At 71.3% G+C, this 17101-nt stretch carries 17 protein-coding genes; 6 read left to right on the top strand and 11 right to left on the bottom strand.

Translation table 11 applies throughout. The features are described 5' to 3' along the window. Positions 1-156: 156 nt before the first annotated feature. Entirely contained in the window at positions 157-585 is a 429-nt protein-coding gene (locus tag ABG085_RS07655; RefSeq protein WP_347978801.1) for an SRPBCC domain-containing protein, read from the bottom strand. A 41-nt stretch (positions 586-626) separates the two neighbouring features. On the opposite strand from ABG085_RS07655, the gene ABG085_RS07650 reads away from it, so the two are divergent. Next, complete coding sequence (locus ABG085_RS07650) at positions 627-1058, top strand: DUF1294 domain-containing protein (protein ID WP_347978800.1); 432 nt, start codon at positions 627-629, stop codon at positions 1056-1058. A 145-nt stretch (positions 1059-1203) separates the two neighbouring features. Here ABG085_RS07650 and ABG085_RS07645 read toward each other — a convergent pair whose 3' ends face one another. Together ABG085_RS07645 and ABG085_RS07640 are read right to left on the bottom strand one after the other, a co-directional pair. Further along, positions 1204-2103 (bottom strand): hypothetical protein, encoded by a 900-nt coding sequence (locus tag ABG085_RS07645; protein ID WP_347978799.1) that lies wholly within the window; start codon positions 2101-2103, stop codon positions 1204-1206. A gap of 332 nt (positions 2104-2435) precedes the next feature. Then, positions 2436-3236, bottom strand: coding sequence for a glycosyltransferase family A protein (locus ABG085_RS07640; protein WP_347978798.1), 801 nt, complete (start codon positions 3234-3236; stop codon positions 2436-2438). Between the two features lie 50 nt (positions 3237-3286). Between ABG085_RS07640 and ABG085_RS07635 the strand changes: the two genes are divergently transcribed. From ABG085_RS07635 to ABG085_RS07625, 3 genes are all read left to right on the top strand, one after another. Continuing rightward, on the top strand, positions 3287-3874 hold the full coding sequence (locus tag ABG085_RS07635; RefSeq protein WP_347978797.1) for a GNAT family N-acetyltransferase: 588 nt from the start codon (positions 3287-3289) through the stop codon (positions 3872-3874). Between the two features lie 113 nt (positions 3875-3987). Continuing rightward, positions 3988-5907, top strand: coding sequence for a glycosyl hydrolase family 28-related protein (locus ABG085_RS07630; RefSeq protein WP_347978796.1), 1920 nt, complete (start codon positions 3988-3990; stop codon positions 5905-5907). Positions 5908-6143: 236 nt separating this feature from the next. Next, positions 6144-6545 carry a hypothetical protein gene (locus tag ABG085_RS07625; RefSeq protein WP_347978795.1) on the top strand — a complete coding sequence of 134 codons (402 nt, stop codon included), beginning with the start codon at positions 6144-6146 and terminating at the stop codon, positions 6543-6545. A gap of 169 nt (positions 6546-6714) precedes the next feature. On the opposite strand, the gene ABG085_RS07620 is transcribed toward ABG085_RS07625, so the two are convergent. Beyond that, a complete protein-coding gene (locus ABG085_RS07620) occupies positions 6715-7722 on the bottom strand; it encodes an aldo/keto reductase (RefSeq protein ID WP_347978794.1) in 1008 nt (335 codons plus the stop codon). Positions 7723-7776: 54 nt separating this feature from the next. Between ABG085_RS07620 and ABG085_RS07615 the strand changes: the two genes are divergently transcribed. Then, on the top strand, positions 7777-8976 hold the full coding sequence (locus tag ABG085_RS07615; RefSeq protein ID WP_347978793.1) for an FUSC family protein: 1200 nt from the start codon (positions 7777-7779) through the stop codon (positions 8974-8976). 27 nt (positions 8977-9003) lie between these two features. Here ABG085_RS07615 and ABG085_RS07610 read toward each other — a convergent pair whose 3' ends face one another. Next, a complete protein-coding gene (locus ABG085_RS07610) occupies positions 9004-10047 on the bottom strand; it encodes a L,D-transpeptidase (protein ID WP_347978792.1) in 1044 nt (347 codons plus the stop codon). A 62-nt stretch (positions 10048-10109) separates the two neighbouring features. On the opposite strand from ABG085_RS07610, the gene ABG085_RS07605 reads away from it, so the two are divergent. Further along, positions 10110-10835, top strand: a complete 726-nt coding sequence (locus ABG085_RS07605; RefSeq protein WP_347978791.1) for an NAD(P)-binding domain-containing protein — start codon at positions 10110-10112, stop codon at positions 10833-10835. 63 nt (positions 10836-10898) lie between these two features. On the opposite strand, the gene ABG085_RS07600 is transcribed toward ABG085_RS07605, so the two are convergent. The 6 genes from ABG085_RS07600 to ABG085_RS07575 form a co-directional block, all read right to left on the bottom strand. Next, positions 10899-11387 (bottom strand): DUF2809 domain-containing protein, encoded by a 489-nt coding sequence (locus ABG085_RS07600; protein ID WP_347978790.1) that lies wholly within the window; start codon positions 11385-11387, stop codon positions 10899-10901. Then, entirely contained in the window at positions 11384-11953 is a 570-nt protein-coding gene (locus ABG085_RS07595; RefSeq protein WP_347978789.1) for a mismatch-specific DNA-glycosylase, read from the bottom strand. Before ABG085_RS07595 ends, ABG085_RS07600 begins: the two co-directional genes overlap by 4 nt. Before the next feature lie 170 nt (positions 11954-12123). Further along, entirely contained in the window at positions 12124-12609 is a 486-nt protein-coding gene (locus ABG085_RS07590; RefSeq protein ID WP_347978788.1) for a hypothetical protein, read from the bottom strand. 81 nt (positions 12610-12690) lie between these two features. After that, positions 12691-13689 (bottom strand): agmatinase, encoded by a 999-nt coding sequence (speB, locus tag ABG085_RS07585; RefSeq protein ID WP_347978787.1) that lies wholly within the window; start codon positions 13687-13689, stop codon positions 12691-12693. Then, positions 13686-15404 (bottom strand): thiamine pyrophosphate-dependent enzyme, encoded by a 1719-nt coding sequence (locus ABG085_RS07580; RefSeq protein WP_347978786.1) that lies wholly within the window; start codon positions 15402-15404, stop codon positions 13686-13688. The genes speB and ABG085_RS07580 overlap by 4 nt, the downstream gene beginning before the upstream one ends. Positions 15405-15418: 14 nt before the next feature. Then, positions 15419-17089 (bottom strand): amidohydrolase, encoded by a 1671-nt coding sequence (locus ABG085_RS07575; protein ID WP_347978785.1) that lies wholly within the window; start codon positions 17087-17089, stop codon positions 15419-15421. Between the last annotated feature and the right edge of the window lie 12 nt (positions 17090-17101).

Below are 17101 nucleotides of genomic sequence, written 5' to 3'. Positions count from 1 at the left end.
TGGCCGAACATCTGCAGTCACATCGCGACTTTATCATCAGATACGTCAATAACTGATACTAAGAGTCGTCCTTGTTATCGCTTACGAAGTCGCGACACACGACAGCCGTCAGCCCGACGCCGCCATCGGGCCGGCACTCGCAGACTTCGGAATGCGTCACAGATGCTCCCCCGGAGCCCCACCATGCCGGTCCACCAGGCGCTGCAGGCAGGTCGACCAGCCGTCCACGTGCAGATCCCGCTCCTCGGCACTCGCGAAACCCGACTGACGCACGATCACGCGGGTCGCGGCATCCGCTGCCGATTGCAGCTCGATCTCGACGTCGGTCGGGTGCTCCTCGCCCTCCCACCGCCACGCGAGCCGCAGCGCGCGCGGCGCCTCGAAGGTGAGCACGGTCGCCTCCACGGTGAGGTCGGCGGCGAGCGACCGCACCTCCCAACGGCCTAGCTCGCGCAACTCGACGACAGCGGCGGTCTCGAAGCGCGACGGCCAGAACCACTCCGCGAGCCGGTCGGCGACTGTGAACTCGTGCCACACGACATCGACGGATGCCGCCACCAGCGCCTCTTCCGTGAGCTCATGCATGCTCACACGGTACGCCGCCCCCTCCCCCTAGGATCGAGCGCATGTCGAACGCGCACCCCCGGCCAACCCTCGCGACACCCGACCGGCCGGGTCGAGACCTCTCGAAGCCGCTGCCGCCGGCACTGAGCTGGACCACGCTGCTCGTCTTCGCCATCGGATTCGCCGTCGCGTACCTCGTGCTCGGCCTGGCATGGTGGGTGCCGGTTCTCTATGGCGCCGCGAGCCTCGTCACGTTCGCGGCCTACGGCATCGACAAGTCCGCCGCCCGACGCGGGGCCACACGCATCTCGGAACAGACGCTGCTCCTGCTCGGACTCGTCGGCGGATGGCCGGGAGCCTTGGTCGCGCAGCAGCTGTTCCGTCACAAGACCCGCAAGCGGTCGTTCCGGCGCGCGTTCTGGGGCACGGTCGGAGTGAACGTTCTCGTGCTCGCGGCCGCCGTGTACACCGCGGCCGGCCCACCTCTGGCCTGACCATCACACGGCGATCGCTTCTGCCCACCTCGCGGAGAACGACCCCGGTGCGAAGCATCGGATGCTCCGCCCCGGGGTCGCCGTTCTCACGACCGGTGGGTGTCCGTTCGGGCGCCGCCTGCGGTGACGCCCGAACGGTCTTCACTCAGATCCGCTCGACCGCTGCTCGGCGTGCATGCACGATCAGCATGACGCCGGCCGCCAGCAGCAGCGTCGCAGCGGCAGCGACCAGGCGCACCCATGTGATCGTCGCGCCGGTTGCGGCGAGCGGCTGCGTCACCGGAGCGTCTGCCGTCACCGGAGCCTGTGCCGGGGCCACGGGCGGGGCCACAGGCGGTGCGGCCGCGGGCGGTCCAGCCGGCGGCGGACCGGCAGGCGGCGGACCCGCAGGCGGCGGACCCGGCGGAGGCGGCGGAGGCGGGGGCGGGGTCACAGGAGGCTTCGCGACGTACGACACGGAGTAGTGCGAGATGTCCTTGCCTCCCGGGTAGGTGATCGTCACCGACGCGGCCGGAGGTACTACCTCCACGTATAGCGGCCCTTCGCCCTGCTCAGCAGAACCGGCTTTCACGCAGTACCTGTCGATCAGCTGGCCTTCCGGTGCGGTGATCGTGATCGAGGTCTGATTGCCGTCAACGTCTTGCTTGCCTGTGCTGAGGCCCTCGCACACCTGGTCGTTGTCAGCCTGGACTGCGACCGGCGCCTTCTGCGACTTGTCCGCGGCCGTGTCTTCGACCACCACTTGCGGCCCGGCCGGCTGGTCGCCGCCGGGCACCGCTTCGGTCACATCGGCGGGCGGCCCCGCCGTCTCGACCGATCCCCCCGTCTCTTCTGCCGGAGGCGCGGCGCCCACGTCGGCAGGCGGCCCGCTCTCGGCAGTGGGTGGCTCAGCGGGTTCCGCAGCCGGCGGCGCCGCAGGCGGACCGGCCGGCGGCGCAGCTCCGCCCGGAGCACCCTCGGGTGGACCGGACGACTCCCCCGCCGCGACCTGCGCCGAAGTGACCCCGGCGCCTTCGGCGCCCTCGTCGGCGGACGCGACAGACATCCCCGAGAACACCAGCGCCGCAGCTATCGCGAGTGCCCCACCGCCCTGCGCGATAGATCTCACACTCGGACCGCGACAGTCCTCGCGTATCGCATGCGCCGCGCGCACTCTACGAGCCCGCCGTGGTGAATTCATGCCAACGTATGACATCGGATTTCCCTCCCCCGAGGTCGCCGACGCCGCGTGCTCGACGCGCACGCGATGTGTCCGTGAACGCCGAAGACCCCTCCCACGCCTGACGCTACGTCCGCACCCGACGGCGAGAAGTGGGGGTTGACAACTCTGCGTCGGGCGCTCCCGGATCAGCGCGTGGATGCCGCGGACGGGAAGGGTCAGCGACCGTAGCCTGGCGCCCAATCGTCGCCGTCGCGGATCCACTCGGCAGCCGGTGCGGCACCGGTCGCCGAAGGCTGTGCGCGACGCCATGCCGCACCCTCCGGCCAGCTGACGGCGAAGGTCGACGCGACCTTGAAGACCCGACGCGACAGGCCCGAGACCGTCTGCACCGGACGCGCCGACACCGGCATGCGCAGCTGCGGGTCATAGCGGACGCCGTCGGAAGGTCGCAGGCGGATGGTCAGGTCGAGGTCGTCATGGATGCGGGCGTTGTCGCGGTCGACCTGCTCGCGCACCCGCTCCCATACCCGCGCGCGCATCGCGAAGTTCGACCCGAAGACGAGCGGGATGCCGAGCCACTTCTTGATCCAGTAATGCCCGCCGCCGATGTACCAGTGCTCGCCCAGGTAGTTCTGCAGCGGCGTGCCGCCGTAGAACTCCGCGCCGCCGGTCAGCACCCCGAGCGTCGGATCGGAGACGAACGCGCGCACCAGCTTCGCGATCCAGTCGGGATGCGGCCGCGAGTCGGCGTCGAGCCGCCCGATGATGTCGGCCCGCTCCAGCGCCTCGTCGTACCCGCGCGCCGCCGCCGGCCAGATGCCGATCGACGACTCGTGCACGACGACCGCCTCGTGCGCGCGGGCGACGGCGGCGGAGGCATCCGTGCTGGCGTTGTCGACGACGATCACGACGTCCGCCGGGTGCGTCTGCACGGCAAGGGCGGACAGGCACGCATCGAGATACTCCGCGTCATTCCGGCACGGAATGACCACGGCCACGCGAGGGGGGAGGGACACAAGCGACACCCTACTCCCGGGCTGTCGGCGCGCGGCGCTACTGTGCCGACATGAGCGGACTGCGTTTCATACCCGCGAACGAGGCGTCCTGGGATGACCTGCAGGCGATCCTCACGGGCGTCGCGGGACGCTGTCAATGTCAGCGCCAGCGCCTGGGAGACCACGACTGGTGGTACATGCCCGAATCGGAACGCGCCGCGATCCTCCGTGCGGAGACCCACTGCGACGACCCGCGTGCCACCGAGACGATCGGCATCGTGGGCTACCAGGACGACGAGCCCGTCGCATGGTGTGCGGTCGACCGGCGCGGCGTGTACGGACGCCTGCGCGGGTCACCCGTGCCCTGGCAGGGACGTGACGAAGACCCCGACGACGAGACCGTCTGGGCCATCGCGTGCCTGATCGTGCGCAAAGGTCATCGGCGCGAGGGTCTCACGTATCCGCTGGTCGCGGCGGCGGCCGAGCACGCCCGTTCCCGCGGCGCGTCGGCCGTCGAGGGCTACCCGCTGCTGACCGGAGGCGGCAACGTCACCTGGGACGAGCTCAACGTGGGACCCCTCGGCCCGTTCCTCGCGGCCGGCTTCCGCGAGGTGTCGCACCCGACCAAGCGGCGTCTCGTCATGCGCCTCGACTTCTGACACACAGCAACCGCTCTCCCGAAACTGGTGGTTGAGACCGCTCTCACGTTTGGTTACAGTCCGGTAAGTAAGCGGCATCCGCCGCGGTCATCCCTCAACGGAGAGGACTTCTCATGCCCGCACCCGTTCCCCGCTCCACGGCGCCGATCGCGCGCACCGGGCGAACCGCGCGAATCGTGCGCATCGCCGCGGTGGCCACCGGCACCGCGCTCATCGCGAGCGCCCTGCTGGCCGCACCTGCGACCGCGGCGCCACCACGCGCGGTCGACCCGTTCGACCCGGACTTCGGCCCCAACGTCACGATCTACTCCCCCGACACCCCGGTCGCCGACATCCGTGCCGAACTCGACGCCTTGCACGCACAGCAGGTCGATGCCGAGATGAGCGCAGAGCGCCAGGCGGTGTACTTCCTGCCCGGCGAGTACGGCTCGGCCGCCGACCCCCTGCAGGTGAAGGTCGGCTACTACACCGAGATCTCGGGCCTGGGCGCCTCGCCCGAGGACGTCACCGTCCACGGCGCGGTGGAGGTCTACAACCGCTGCCTCGCCGACGGCGGCACAGGCAACTGCCTCGCGCTCGTCAACTTCTGGCGCACGATCTCGAATCTGTCGATCGACATCCAGGCCGCCGACCGCGGCTGCCGCACCGGCACCAACTTCTGGGCCGTGTCGCAGGCGGTCTCGATGCGCCGCCTCGACGTCTCGGGCGGCAACCTGTCGCTGATGGACTACTGCACCGCCGGCCCGCAGTACGCGAGCGGCGGATTCATCGCCGACTCGCGGATGCCCACCGTGATCAACGGCTCGCAGCAGCAGTGGCTCACCCGCAACAGCGTCGTCGGCAACTGGACGAACGCCGTCTGGAACCAGGTGTTCTCGGGAGTCGTCGGGGCACCCGATGACGCGACCTTCCCCGACCCGCCGTACACGACCCTCGACGAGACCCCGCTCAGCCGTGAGAAGCCCTACCTGTACGTCGACGACGAGGGCCGCTACAACGTGCGCGTGCCCGCGGCGCAGCAGGACTCGCGCGGAATCACCTGGGCCGACGGCGAGACCGCGGGCCGCAGCATCCCGATCACGGAGTTCTTCATCGCGACGCCGGACGACTCGGTGCAGGACATCAACAACGCGCTCGCGCGCGGTCAGCACCTGATCCTCACGCCCGGTGTGTACGACGTCGACCAGACGATCAAGGTCAAGCGCGAGAACACGGTGGTGCTCGGCCTCGGCCACGCGACGCTCACGGCCGTGGGCGGCGCGGTTCCGCTCGAGGTGAAAGATGCCGACGGCATCGTCGTCGCGGGCGTCACCATCGACGCCGGCACCGAGCTCTCGCCCGTGCTGCTGCGCGTCGGCGCGGCCGACAGCGACAAGGTGCTCGACCCGGCCAACCCGATCACGCTCAGCGACGTGTACTTCCGCGTCGGCGGGCCGCACATCGGCAAGACGACGACTGCGCTCGAGGTGAACGCCGACGACGTGCTCATCGACCACACGTGGGTGTGGCGCGGCGACCACGGAGTCGAGGGCTTCGACCCGAACGACGGCGTCAACGGCGACAACCAGCGCTGGGCGACCAACACCGGCACGGTCGGCGTCATCGTCAACGGCGACGACGTCACCGCGACCGGGCTGTTCGTCGAGCACTTCCAGACGTACAACACGCTCTGGAACGGCGAGAACGGCCGCGTCGTGCTGTACCAGAACGAGCTGCCGTACGACCCGCCGACGCAGGCCGACTGGACGCAGCCGAACGGCACGCTCGGCTACCCCGGGTACAAGGTCGCGGACGACGTCACCACGCACCGTCTCGACGGCGCCGGCGTCTACGTGTTCAACCAGAACAACCCGTCGATCCTGACGGCGAACGGGTTCGAGGTGCCCGAGACGCCGGGCGTGCAGCTGCACCACATCATGACGGTGAACCTGTCGGCGGGCACGGTCCAGCACGTCGTCAACGGCATCGGCGGGCAGGCGGACAACACGAACACGGGCACCCCACAGTTCGTGGTGGACTACCCGCTGCCGTAACCGGCTCGGTCGTTGAGCGAGCGAAGCGAGACGAAACGCCGCAGGCGCCCCTCGCACGCCCAGGGCGTTTCGTCTCGCTCGTTCCTCGCTCGCTCAACGACCGGAACGGATGCCTCGGCCCACGCGACACGCGAGGGCCGAGGCATCCGTCATCCTGTGCGGCGGGGCGGTTCGGATCTACCATTCGAGCAACCGCCCGCACACAGTCGCGCGGGCCTTCGGGAACGGAGAACGCCATGGCCGCTGTGGACGAGCAGAACTGGACCGGATGGGTGATGTTCGGCGGGATCGTCATGATCATCGCGGGCGCGTTCGATGCCCTCCTGGGGTTGACGGCGATCCTGCTGCCTTCGAACGAGTACCTGTTCCTCACGGATGAAGCGGTGATCCTGCTCGACGCGGCGGGCTGGGGCTGGTGGCACCTGATCATCGGCGCCGCCATCGTCCTGGTCGGCGTCTTCGTGCTGCGGGGCGCCACCTGGGCGCGCATGGTCGGCGTCGTGCTCGTGTCGATCAACGCGATCAGCCAGATGGGACTGCTCGGCGTTCAGCCCCTGTGGTCCCTCATCATGATCCTGCTCGACATCATCGTGATCTACGCGCTGATCGTGCACGGCCGGGAGATGAAGCGCACCTGACGCGCGGAGCAGGCCGGATGCGCCGGCCGTGGAGCGAGCGAAGCGAGACGAAACGCGCCGGGCGCCTCGCGGACACTCGAGGCGTTTCGTCTCGCTCGTTCCTCGCTCGCTCAACGACCGGAACTCAGGCGGTCGTTGAGCGAGCAAAGCGAGACGAAACGCCCGGAGCTCACCAGAGCGGGTGGATGGCTTCCCGCAGGTCGCGGTCGTACACGTCGCGGATCACGCGGTCGAATGCGGCGAGGTCGAAGCCGTTCTGCTGCTGCGGACCGTCGAGGAGGGCTGCGGCATCCGCGTTCGATGACGCCTGGCGCACGTTGCGCGCGCCGGGGATGACGCTCGTCACGCCCGGCTGCGCAGCGATCCACGCGAGGGTCGCCGCCGGCAGCGAAACTCCGTCGGGCAGGGCGGCGGCGAGCTCGGCCGCCGCGGCGACACCGGTCTCGAAGTCGACGCCCGAGAACGTCTCGCCGCGGTCGAACGCCGCGCCGTGGCGGTTGTACGTGCGGTGGTCGTCGGCGGCGAACGTCGTCTGCGCCGTGTACTTGCCCGACAGCAGGCCCGACGCGAGCGGCACGCGGGCGAAGATCGCCACGCCCGCTCCCTCTGCCGCCGGCAGCACCTCATCCAGCGGCTTGAGCCGGAACGGGTTGAAGATGATCTGGACGTTGGTGACGTTCGGTCGCGAGATCGCGGCGAGCGCCTGTGCGACCGTCTCGACCGACACACCGTAGGCGGCGATCGCACCGCTCTCGACGAGCTCGTCGAGGGCGTCGTAGGTCGCGTCGGCTTCGATCACCGCGGTGGGCGGGCAGTGCAGCTGCACGAGATCGAGCGTGTCGACGCCGAGGTTGCGGCGCGAGCGATCCGTCCACGCGCGGAAGTTCTCGGGCGTGTAGTTCTCGGGCTCCTGCGCCAGGCGCCGACCCATCTTGGTGGCGACGGTGATGCCGTGATCCGGCCGTGCGGCGAGGAACCGGCCGATGATCGACTCGCTCCGTCCGTCGCCGTAGACATCGGCCGTGTCGAAGAGGGTGACGCCGTTGTCGGCGGATGCCGCGAGCACCGCGGTCGCGTCCTCCTCCGACACCGCGCCCCAGTCGGCGCCGAGCTGCCAGGTGCCGAGGCCGATGGCCGAGACGGAGCGTCCGGTGCGGCCGAGTGCGCGCTGCTGCATGAGGATCCTTCGAGTGCGGAACGGGATGCCTCCAGCATCCCACGGTGCGAGGGGGTGGAGCCGGGCGGCGACGCACTCCACCGGCTACCGGCAGGCGCCGGTCGGCGCAAGTCCGGTACGCAGTTTGCGGCAGCGGGTACGTTTGCCTGCGACCCACCTCAGGAGGCTGCCATCGCCGAGCACACCCGGCCGCTGCGCCGCGCCGTCTCTTACACCGCGCGACTCGCCGATCAGCCGCGCCTGCTGCTCGCGATCAAGACGTCTCTCGCGGCGGTGCTCGCGTGGTATCTGGCGCCGCTCATCCCGTTCACCGAGGATCAGTACTCGTACTACGCACCCCTCGGCGCACTCGTCACGATGCACCCGACGATCGCACGCTCCGCACAGGTGGGCGTTCAGGTGCTGGCCGGACTCGCACTGGGCATCGCGCTCAGCCTGTGCGGCATCGCAGCTCTCCGGCTCGGCGTGCCCAGCGGTGTGGTGCTGGGCGTCGTGATCGGCGTCGGCGTGCTGCTCGGCGGGTGGCGGCTGCTCGGAGCCGGCGCCGACTGGGTGGCTCTTGCAGCGCTCTTCGTCCTGCTGGCGGCCGGCGGCGACCCCGAAGGCTTCTCGATCTCGTACCTCGGCACGACGGCGTTCGGTGTGGTGGTGGGGATCGCCGTGAACCTCATCGTCGTGCCGCCCCTGTATCTCCGCCGCGCGAGCGAGCGGCTGTCGGCGCTGCGCGACACCGTCACGACGCTGCTGCGGGACGCGGCGGATGCCGTGGCCGACGACCGACTGGATCCCGACCGCTTCCGTGCGGCGCTGGACGATCTCGGCCTCACGCGGTCGGCGGTGACCGAAGCGGTCGACGAAGCGGACGAGAGCGCTCGCGCGAATCCCCGCCGCCGGCGCCACCAGGACGAGCGGGAAGAGAACGCGCGCCGCATGGCCGCACTCGAGCGCACGGCGTTCCTCACCCGCGAGCTCATCGACCTGCTGGTCGAACTGGAGTCGTCCGACGACGTCGCGCTGACCGACGCCGTGCGCGACCGCCTCGCCCATGCGATCCGGCAATCCGCCGATCTCATCGCCACTCCGCTCGGCGACCCGGCGGCATCCGATCGGTTCCGCGGCGCGAGCGAGGCCCTCGCCGAGTATCAGAGCGCGCTGGGCACCCCGGCGGCGGGAAGCCGCACCGAGCTGGCCGCGGGCGCCGCGGTCGAGCTGTGCCTGCGCCGCATCATCGACGTCACTCGACCGTTCGTCTGATCCCGCCCGCGACCGGGAGCGGTCGGCTCACGGATTGACGATCACCGGCGTCCCGAGGGGCAGCTCCGCGAGCTTGGTGATCGCCGCCGGGTCGACCCGCAGACACCCGTTGGAGATCGGGCCCGAGCGGGCATCGTGATAGTGGAACGCCGTGACCGCGACATCCGCCCCGCCGAAGCCGTCGAGGGTCGGCGACTGCACCGACAGGTAAACGATGGGGTGCCCGCGCGTGTACCCGTATTCGGGCACGACCCGGGTGGTCATGATGAACGCGCGACCGAGCGGGGTCGGCGTGCGGTCCGTGCCCCAGGCGAAGTCGGTCGCGACCCGCTCCGCCACCCCACCGCGGACGATGTCGATCGTGCGGCCCGAGATGCTCACCACGACGCTCGTGTCGCTCGGCGCGAGCTGCACGTCGCTCTTGCGCAGCCACCCGCTGACCTGCGCCGGGTTGCCCTGCGACGGCACCGCCTGGCGCCCGGTCAGCAGCACCTTCACCCAGTGCTCCTGCTCTTCGACGACCGGCACGGCAGTGCCGTCGTACGGGAACTCGTGAGGCAGGTACGCCACCGGCTGCCCGGTCGGATCGGCCCAGATCGGAGCGCCGATGCCGTGGGCGGTCGCCTGCGCGGGCAGTGGGGCCGCGAAGGCGGCATCGTCGACGGGCAGCCCGGGGACGACGGCGAACACATTGACCTGCGGCAGGGTCGTCACGTCGTACGCCGCGGTGTTCGCCGCGAAGCCGGCGGGCGTCGGGGCGGCGGTGGGCGTCGGCGTGGGGGTCGTCGTCGGAGTGGGATCGGCGGTCGCCGCGGTCGTCGCCGACGGCACCGGAGGAGCGGATGCCTCGGTCATGGGTGGCAGCAGCAGCCACACCGCCGCGAGCCCGCCGGCGACCACCACCGCGGCGAGCGCGGCCAGCAGCCAGACGCGCACCGGCCGGCGCGAGCGCGTCGGCGTCGCGTCCGCCGGCACCTCCGCGTTCGCCGGTTCGGCTGCCCGAGCCTCCGGCTCCCCCCGGGGTTCGACGGCCCCGACCGCGGTCGGGTCGTCTGTCTCGGCATCCCCCATTTCTCCATGGTCGGCCGCGATGATGGATGCCGCAACCGCGCGCCTGTCGTTAGCCTGAGCCGGTGAGCACTGACGGCGGAGAACGCACGATCCGCGTCCTGGGCATCATCGGAGCGGGACGGGTGGGCCTGGTGCTCGCGCGCCTCGCCACCGCCGCCGGGTACCGGGTGCTCGTCGCCGGATCCGGGGACCCCGCCCGGATCACCGCCACCCTCGCCGCCGCTGCTCCCGGCGCGACGGCGGCCTCGGCATCCGTCGTCGCACGCGACGCCGATGCGGTCCTCCTTGCGTTGCCGCTCCCCCAGCACCACACCCTCCCCGTCGACGCACTGCGGGGCGCGCTCGTCATCGATGCGATGAACTACTGGTGGGAGGTCGACGGACTCCGGTCGGACTTCGGAGACCTGCGCACCTCGACCAGCGAGACCGTGCAGCGCTTCCTTCCGGACGCGCAGGTGGTGAAGGCGTTCAACCACATGGGCTACCGCGACCTCGACGACGAGGCGCGGCCGGCCGGAGCCACGGGACGAAAGGCGATCGGGATCGCCGGCGACGACCCGGCCGCCGTCGCGGCGGTCATGCGCCTCGTGGACGACGTGGGGTTCGACCCCGTGCTCGCCGGCCCCCTCTCCGCCGGCATCATGCTCGAGCCGGGCGCCGAGGCGTTCGGCGCCGATGTCGACGCGGCAGAACTCCGCGCGATGCTCGACCGGTTCCCGACGTCACAGCGCGGAATCGTGGTCGCACGCGCCCGCGCGGCACCCACGGGGACGGATGCCGCACCCTGAGCCGCCGCATCCGCCCGTTCACCGCCCGAAGCGCTCGCGACCGGGTCAGGCGCGCGGGAAGACTCAGCGGCGGGCGTGCCGGGCTGCGTGGATGCCGGCGTCGAGCGCCGTGACCAGGGCGATCGTCACGAGATACACGACGAGGTCACGCACATCGAACACGGTGCCGAGCACGAGCATGACGGGCGAGAACTGCGCGCCCCAGGCGAGCGGCAGACCGGTGAGCTGGAACAGCTCGACCGCCGTGCACCAGGCCGCCGCGATCGCGCCCACGACCAGAGGTGGCAGCCGCGGGGCGACCAGCACCACGGCGAGGTACGCGGCGACGGCGTACAGCGCGTCGCCCGCGATGTCGGTCGCCGCCGTATCCGGCAGTGCAGCGTGCACGAGCAGTCCGGCACCGATGGTCGCGATCAGCAGCACGGCCGCGATCACACGACGGCGGATGCCGGGCCGCGGGCCCGGCGCCGTGCTCGCGTCCTCGATGTCGGCGCTGATGCGAGCATCCGGGTCGGTCGGGGGCGTTCCGGCACCACCGATATCGGCGCTCACGCGATGACTCCGGCCGCGCGGGCGGGTTCCGCATAGGCTGCGGCAAGCGTGGCCACGGTGGCGTGGGCGTTCAGGCCGCTCGGGTTGGGAACCACCCAGAGTTCTGCATCGCCCAGGCGCTCCGTCTGCCGGCCGGCGACCGCGCGCGGGCGCTCGAACCCCTGCCGGTACGCCGTGAGCCCGGCGATCGCCACGACGCTGGCCCGCCAGCCGGTAACGTCGCGTGCCAGCCTCTCGGCACCCTCGCGCAGTTCCGCCCGGGTGAGCTCGTCGGCCCGTGCGGTCGCGCGGCGCACGACGCTCGTGATCCCGATACCCGCGTCGAGGATCATCCGACGATCGGCCTCGGCCATGCCGTCGACGTCGATGTGCGGCATCCGCGGAATGATGCCGGCCGCGAACAGCGCCGGGTAGAAGCGGTTGCCGGGGTAGGCGAAGGGCACGCCGGTCGCCGCGGTCCAGAGGCCCGGGTTGATCCCCGCGAACACGAGCCGCGGATGCTCGGGCATCATGTCGGGGATGCTGCGCCCGTGGTACGACTGCAGTTCGGCGCGCGTGAAACCCATGCCCTCAGTCTTGCGCACCAGCCTGCCGGCCCCGCATCCGTCGACCGACCCGCGCAGCGCGCCAGCGGACCCGGACGACGGGCGCGGTCCAGGTATCGCAGGCCCCGCAAGGCGAGATTCCTGCGATGTCCGGACCGCAGCGTCAGTCAGGGCCGGGATGTCGGTTCCGCTCAGACGGCGCGGCGCTGCTCGAGGTGGAAGTCGTTCGAGCGTGACCCGTCCGCGCGCGTGGTGTCCTGGTAGACGAACTCCACCCCGCGCTCGTCGAAGGCCCTGAACCACTCGTCCCAGGTGACCTCGCGCAGGTCTTCGAGATCGTTGCCGAAGTCGAAGTCCAGACGGAGCTCGCCGGTCACGCCGTCGCCCTCCTCGCCGCCGACCGTCGCCGGTGTCGCGTGCCGATCTTCGGCCCACCTGCGGATCAGCTCATGATCCGTCGTGCCGCTGTACTCGTGGGTCTCCGTCGTCGCGCCTGTCATCGCCGTCGGCGTCTCACCGGGTGTGACACCGCTCGACGGGTCTCGCGTCACACCCGCGGTCGCGTCCGAGGCGCGGGTCGTCGCCGCGTACTCCTCGGCGCCCGTCGAGCCCCTGGTCGCGTCGCCGGTGCCCATGGTCTGGTCCGGGTTGCGCGCATCGTCTGCATAGCCGCTCATTGCGCCCTCCTCTGCATGTGCTTCCACCCTCTGACCGGCGCCGCGGCGTGTGCAGGGGGTTGCAGACGAGGAGCGGGCACGCTAGCCCTGGCTGCCGCCGCGTCGGCCGGCGCCGACCCGGGCCGCCATCAGGGTGACCAGCTCGTAGACCACATGGCTCGCCGCGATGCCGGTGAGCTGTGCGTGGTCGTACGCGGGCGACACCTCGACCACGTCCGCGCCGACGACGTCGAGATCGCTCAGGGCACGCAGCATCCGGAGCAGTTCCCGGCTCGTCATGCCGCCGGCCTCGGGTGTTCCGGTGCCCGGGGCGTGCGCGGGGTCGAGCACGTCGATGTCGATGGAGATGTACAGCGGCCGGTCGCCGACACGGCGCCGCACGCGTTCGATCGCCGCCTCGATCCCGCGCTCCTCGATGTCGACGCTCGAGACGATCGAGAACCCGAGACGCTCATCGTCGTCGAGGTCCTGCTTCGAGTACAGCGGGCCGCGCGTGCCGACATGGCAGCTCGCGGTGAGGTCGATCAAACCCTCCTCGCTCGCCCGCCGGAAGGGGGTGCCATGCGTGATGGGCGCGCCGAAGTACGTGTCCCACGTGTCGAGATGCGCGTCGAAGTGCAGCACGGCGACGGGGCCGTGCTTCTTGGTCAGGGCCCGCAGCAGCGGGAGGGCGATCGTGTGGTCGCCGCCGACCGAGACGATGCGGTCGACGCGGGCGCCGAGGTCGGTCGCCGCGGTCTCGATGTCGGCGACCGCCTCGCCGATGTCGAACGGATTCGCCGGGATGTCGCCCGCGTCGACGACCTGCGCCTCGGCGAACGGCGAGACGTCCTGTGCCGGGTTATAGGGGCGCAGCAGCCGGGACGACTCGCGCACGTGCGAGGGGCCGAACCGTGCGCCGGGCCGGTAGCTCACGCCGGTGTCGAACGGGATGCCGACGATCGCGACGTCGGCGCGCGGCACGTCCTCGATGCGGGGCAGGCGTGCGAACGTCGCGATGCCCGCGTAGCGCGGGTTGACCGAGGCGTCGACCGGACCGACGGGCTCGTGGGGCTGCGGGTTCTCGTCGTGCTCGGTCATGAATCACCTCTCGGGGTGGCGGGGGTGGCGGGGGCGGCGCTCTGAGCACCGAGGGTCTGAGGAAGGTGCACCAACTGCACGCCGCCGGCCGCGATCGCCGCGACGAGCGCAGGTTCGATCTCGTCCGGCGTCTCGGCGCGTCGCCCCGTCGCCCCGAAGGCGTTCGCGAGCGCGACCCAGTCGGGCTGTACGAGATCGACGCCGATGGGACGGATGCCGCGGTCCACCTCGTTCTGCTTGATCTCGGCGTATCCGCCGTTGTCGACGCACACCACGGTGAGATCGAGGCGCTGCTCCACCGCGGTCGCCAGCTCGTTGACGCAGAACATGAGCGCACCGTCGCCGACCACGGCGACGACGTGCCGGCCGGCGCCGGCCGGCTGCGCGACACGCGCGCCGATCGCGGCGGGAAGCCCGTAGCCGAGGGTCGCGTAGGTCGGCGTGTACAGCAGCGAGTGCGGACGCGACTGGCGCAGCACGTTGGCCAGCGCCATGTAGACGATCTGCGAGGAGTCGCCGGCCACGATGGCGTCGCGCGGCAGCGCGGACGCAATGGCCTCGGCGAGCGCGACGGTCTCGGGAAGGATGGCCCGGGTCTCCTCGGCGATCGCGGCGCGCTCCGCCTCGAGACCCCGCGGCCTCCGGCCGGTGCCGGGCAGCGCGGCCAGCAGATCCTCGACGACCGCTCCGCAGTCGCCCACGATACCCACGGCCGCGTCGAGGTTCTTGTGCAGCTGCGCCGGCGAGATGTCGACCCGCACGACGGCGCCGCGCGCGGCGAGCGCAGGCGCCCACAGCTCCGCCTCGCCCAGCTTCGACCCGAGCACGAGGAGCACGTCGGCGTCCTCGGCGACCGATCGGGCCGCTTCCAGCCGCAGATTCGACCCGAGCGACAGCGGGTGGTGCTCGTCCACTGTCGCTTTTCCGTTGAGCGTCGTGAGCACCGGCGCTCCGAGACGCTCGGCGAGCGCCGTCACGGCACGGCCGGCGCGCGTGGCGCCGCCGCCGGCGACGATCACGGGGCGCTCGGCACCGGCGAGGAGTGCAACCGCGGCCTCCACCGCCGCCTCATCGCCGCGCGCGGGAGCCGGCTCGGGCCGGGCCGCGCGGGCGGTGGCGGGCACGTCCGCCGCGGACTCGAGGACGTCCAGCGGGATCTCGATGTGCACCGGCCGGGGGCGCCCGGTGCGGAACAGCGCGAACGCGTCGTGCACCGCGTCGACGGCATCCGCCCCGCTCGCCACGCGTCGCGACCACTCCGCGATCGCGCCGACCATCGCGGTGGCATCCTTCGTCTCGTGGAGGGTGCCGACGTCGCGGAACTCGGCGCCGAGCGCCACGCCGGGCGAGATCACCAGCAGTGGCCGCGACTCGCAGAACGCCGTGCCGATAGCGCTCATCGCGTTCTGCAGCCCCGGTCCGGACGTGGTGATCACGACGCCCGGCAAGCCCGTCTGCTGCGCCCACCCGTCGGCACCGTACCCCGAGCCCTGCTCGTGCCGATTGGTGACGGCGCGGATGCCGAGGTCTGCGAGCGGCCGGTAAAGCTCGAGGTTGTGCGTGCCGGGGATGCCGAAGACGGCTGTCACGCCGTAGTTGCGCACCGTCTCGAGCACCGCCCGACCGGTCGTGTCGGCGTACGGCGCGGCGACGTCCTCGCCTGCGTGCGAGTCGTGTGTGCGCCCGCCGGGTGCGTCGGTGTCAGTCACATGCATGTCTCCCCCTCGCCTCAGGATGCCGCGAACCGGCGCTCGCCGCCGACCCACGTCTCGAGCACCGGGATCTGCGAGATCGCGGATGCCTCGACGGCGAGCGGGTCGCCGCCGAGCACCGCGAAGTCGGCGTACTTGCCGGCCTCGAGCGAGCCGAGGTCGTCCTCGCGGCCGAGCGACACGGCGCCTTCGATGGTGTGCGCGCGCAATGCGGCGCGCGCCGAGACCCGCAGCTCGTCCGGCCCGAGCATGTGGCCGCGGCGGGTGACCCGCGTGACGGCGGTCTGGATCGCCTCGAGCGGAATCGGCTCGGCGACCGGCGCGTCCGACGAGATGGTGAAGGGCACGCCCGCCACCTCGAACTCACCGAGCGGGTTGAACCGCTCCCCCGGCGTGCCGATCGCCTGCTCCACACCCTCGCCCCAGTTGAAGTAGTGCTGGGTCTGGTTCACGGGACGGATGCCGGCTGCCGCCATCCGCCGGATCTGCTCCGGTGTGGGCAGCCCGCAGTGCTCGATGCGGTGGCGCGCGTCGTCGTCGGGCCGCTCGGCGAGGGCCGCCTCGATCGCCGACACGACCATCTCGATCGCCGCCGGGGACTGCGCGTGCGTGGCCGTCTGCAGCCCCGCCGCGTGCGCCTTGCGGATCAGCTCGGCGTACTCGGCGGGCTCGTGGTAGAGCTGGCCGGTGCGGCACGGGTCGCCGACGTAGCCGTCGGGGAAGTACGCCGTCCAGCCGCCGAGGGTGCCGTCGGCGTAGAGCTTGATGCCGGCGAAGCTCAGATGCGCGTTGCCGAACTGGCCGACGAGGCCCATCTCGAGCGCTTCGTCGAGCAGGTGCGACAGCAGGTACATCGAGACCCGCAGGTCCAGACGCCCGGCTTCAGCGAGCCGCAGATACATGTCGAACTCGCGTCGTGACACCTGCGCGTCGCCCAGCGTCGTCACTCCCCCGGCGAGGAAGCGCTGCGTCGCGGCATCCAACTGTCGCAGGTGCTCCTCCGGCTCGTCGGCGAGATGGAAGTTCGGGCCGTGGTGGCCGATCTTCACGCCGTGCACGCCCGTGAGCATGTTGCACGCGGCATCCGAGATCTCGCCGGTCAGCTCCCCGTCGGCGTCGCGGAAGATCTCGCCGCCGTCCGGGCTCGGGGTATCCCGATCGATGCCGTTCCGCTCGAACGTGTACGAGTTCACGACCCCGCCGTGGCCCGACGCGTTCATGAGGTACACCTCGCGGTCGCTCGCGACCTCGTCGAGCTCGAACCGGGTCGGATGCCGCTGCTCGGCGAGGTTGCGGTGCTCGTAGCCGTACCCGCGCACCGGCCGCCCCTCGGGCAGGTCGGCTGCGGCGGCCTGCAGCAGCGCCACGATCTCGGGGATGCTGCCGGCCTTCTCGGGCCCGCAATCCACCCACGTCATGAGCTGCCCGTACATGAGCGGGTGGGCGTGCGCGTCGACGAAGCCGGGCACGACGACCGCGTCGCCGAGGTCGACCACCTCGGGGTCCAGCCCCGCGGCGGCCGCGGCATCCCGCATCTCCTCCGCCGTGCCGATCGCGACGATCCGGCCGCGATCGGTCAGCATCGCGGTGGCCGTGCGATCGCGCGCGTCGACGGTGTGGATCGCGGCCGCCGTCAGCAGACGCGGGGTCTGCTGCGCGGGGCGGTCGAACGGGACGAGCTTGCGCATGTCTTCCTCGGG

Source organism: Microbacterium sp. ProA8 (genome assembly GCF_039905635.1).
GTDB lineage: Bacteria > Actinomycetota > Actinomycetes > Actinomycetales > Microbacteriaceae > Microbacterium > Microbacterium chionoecetis.
Note: the sequence above shows the minus strand (reverse complement) of the source record. Positions and strands in the feature narration are given on the sequence as shown.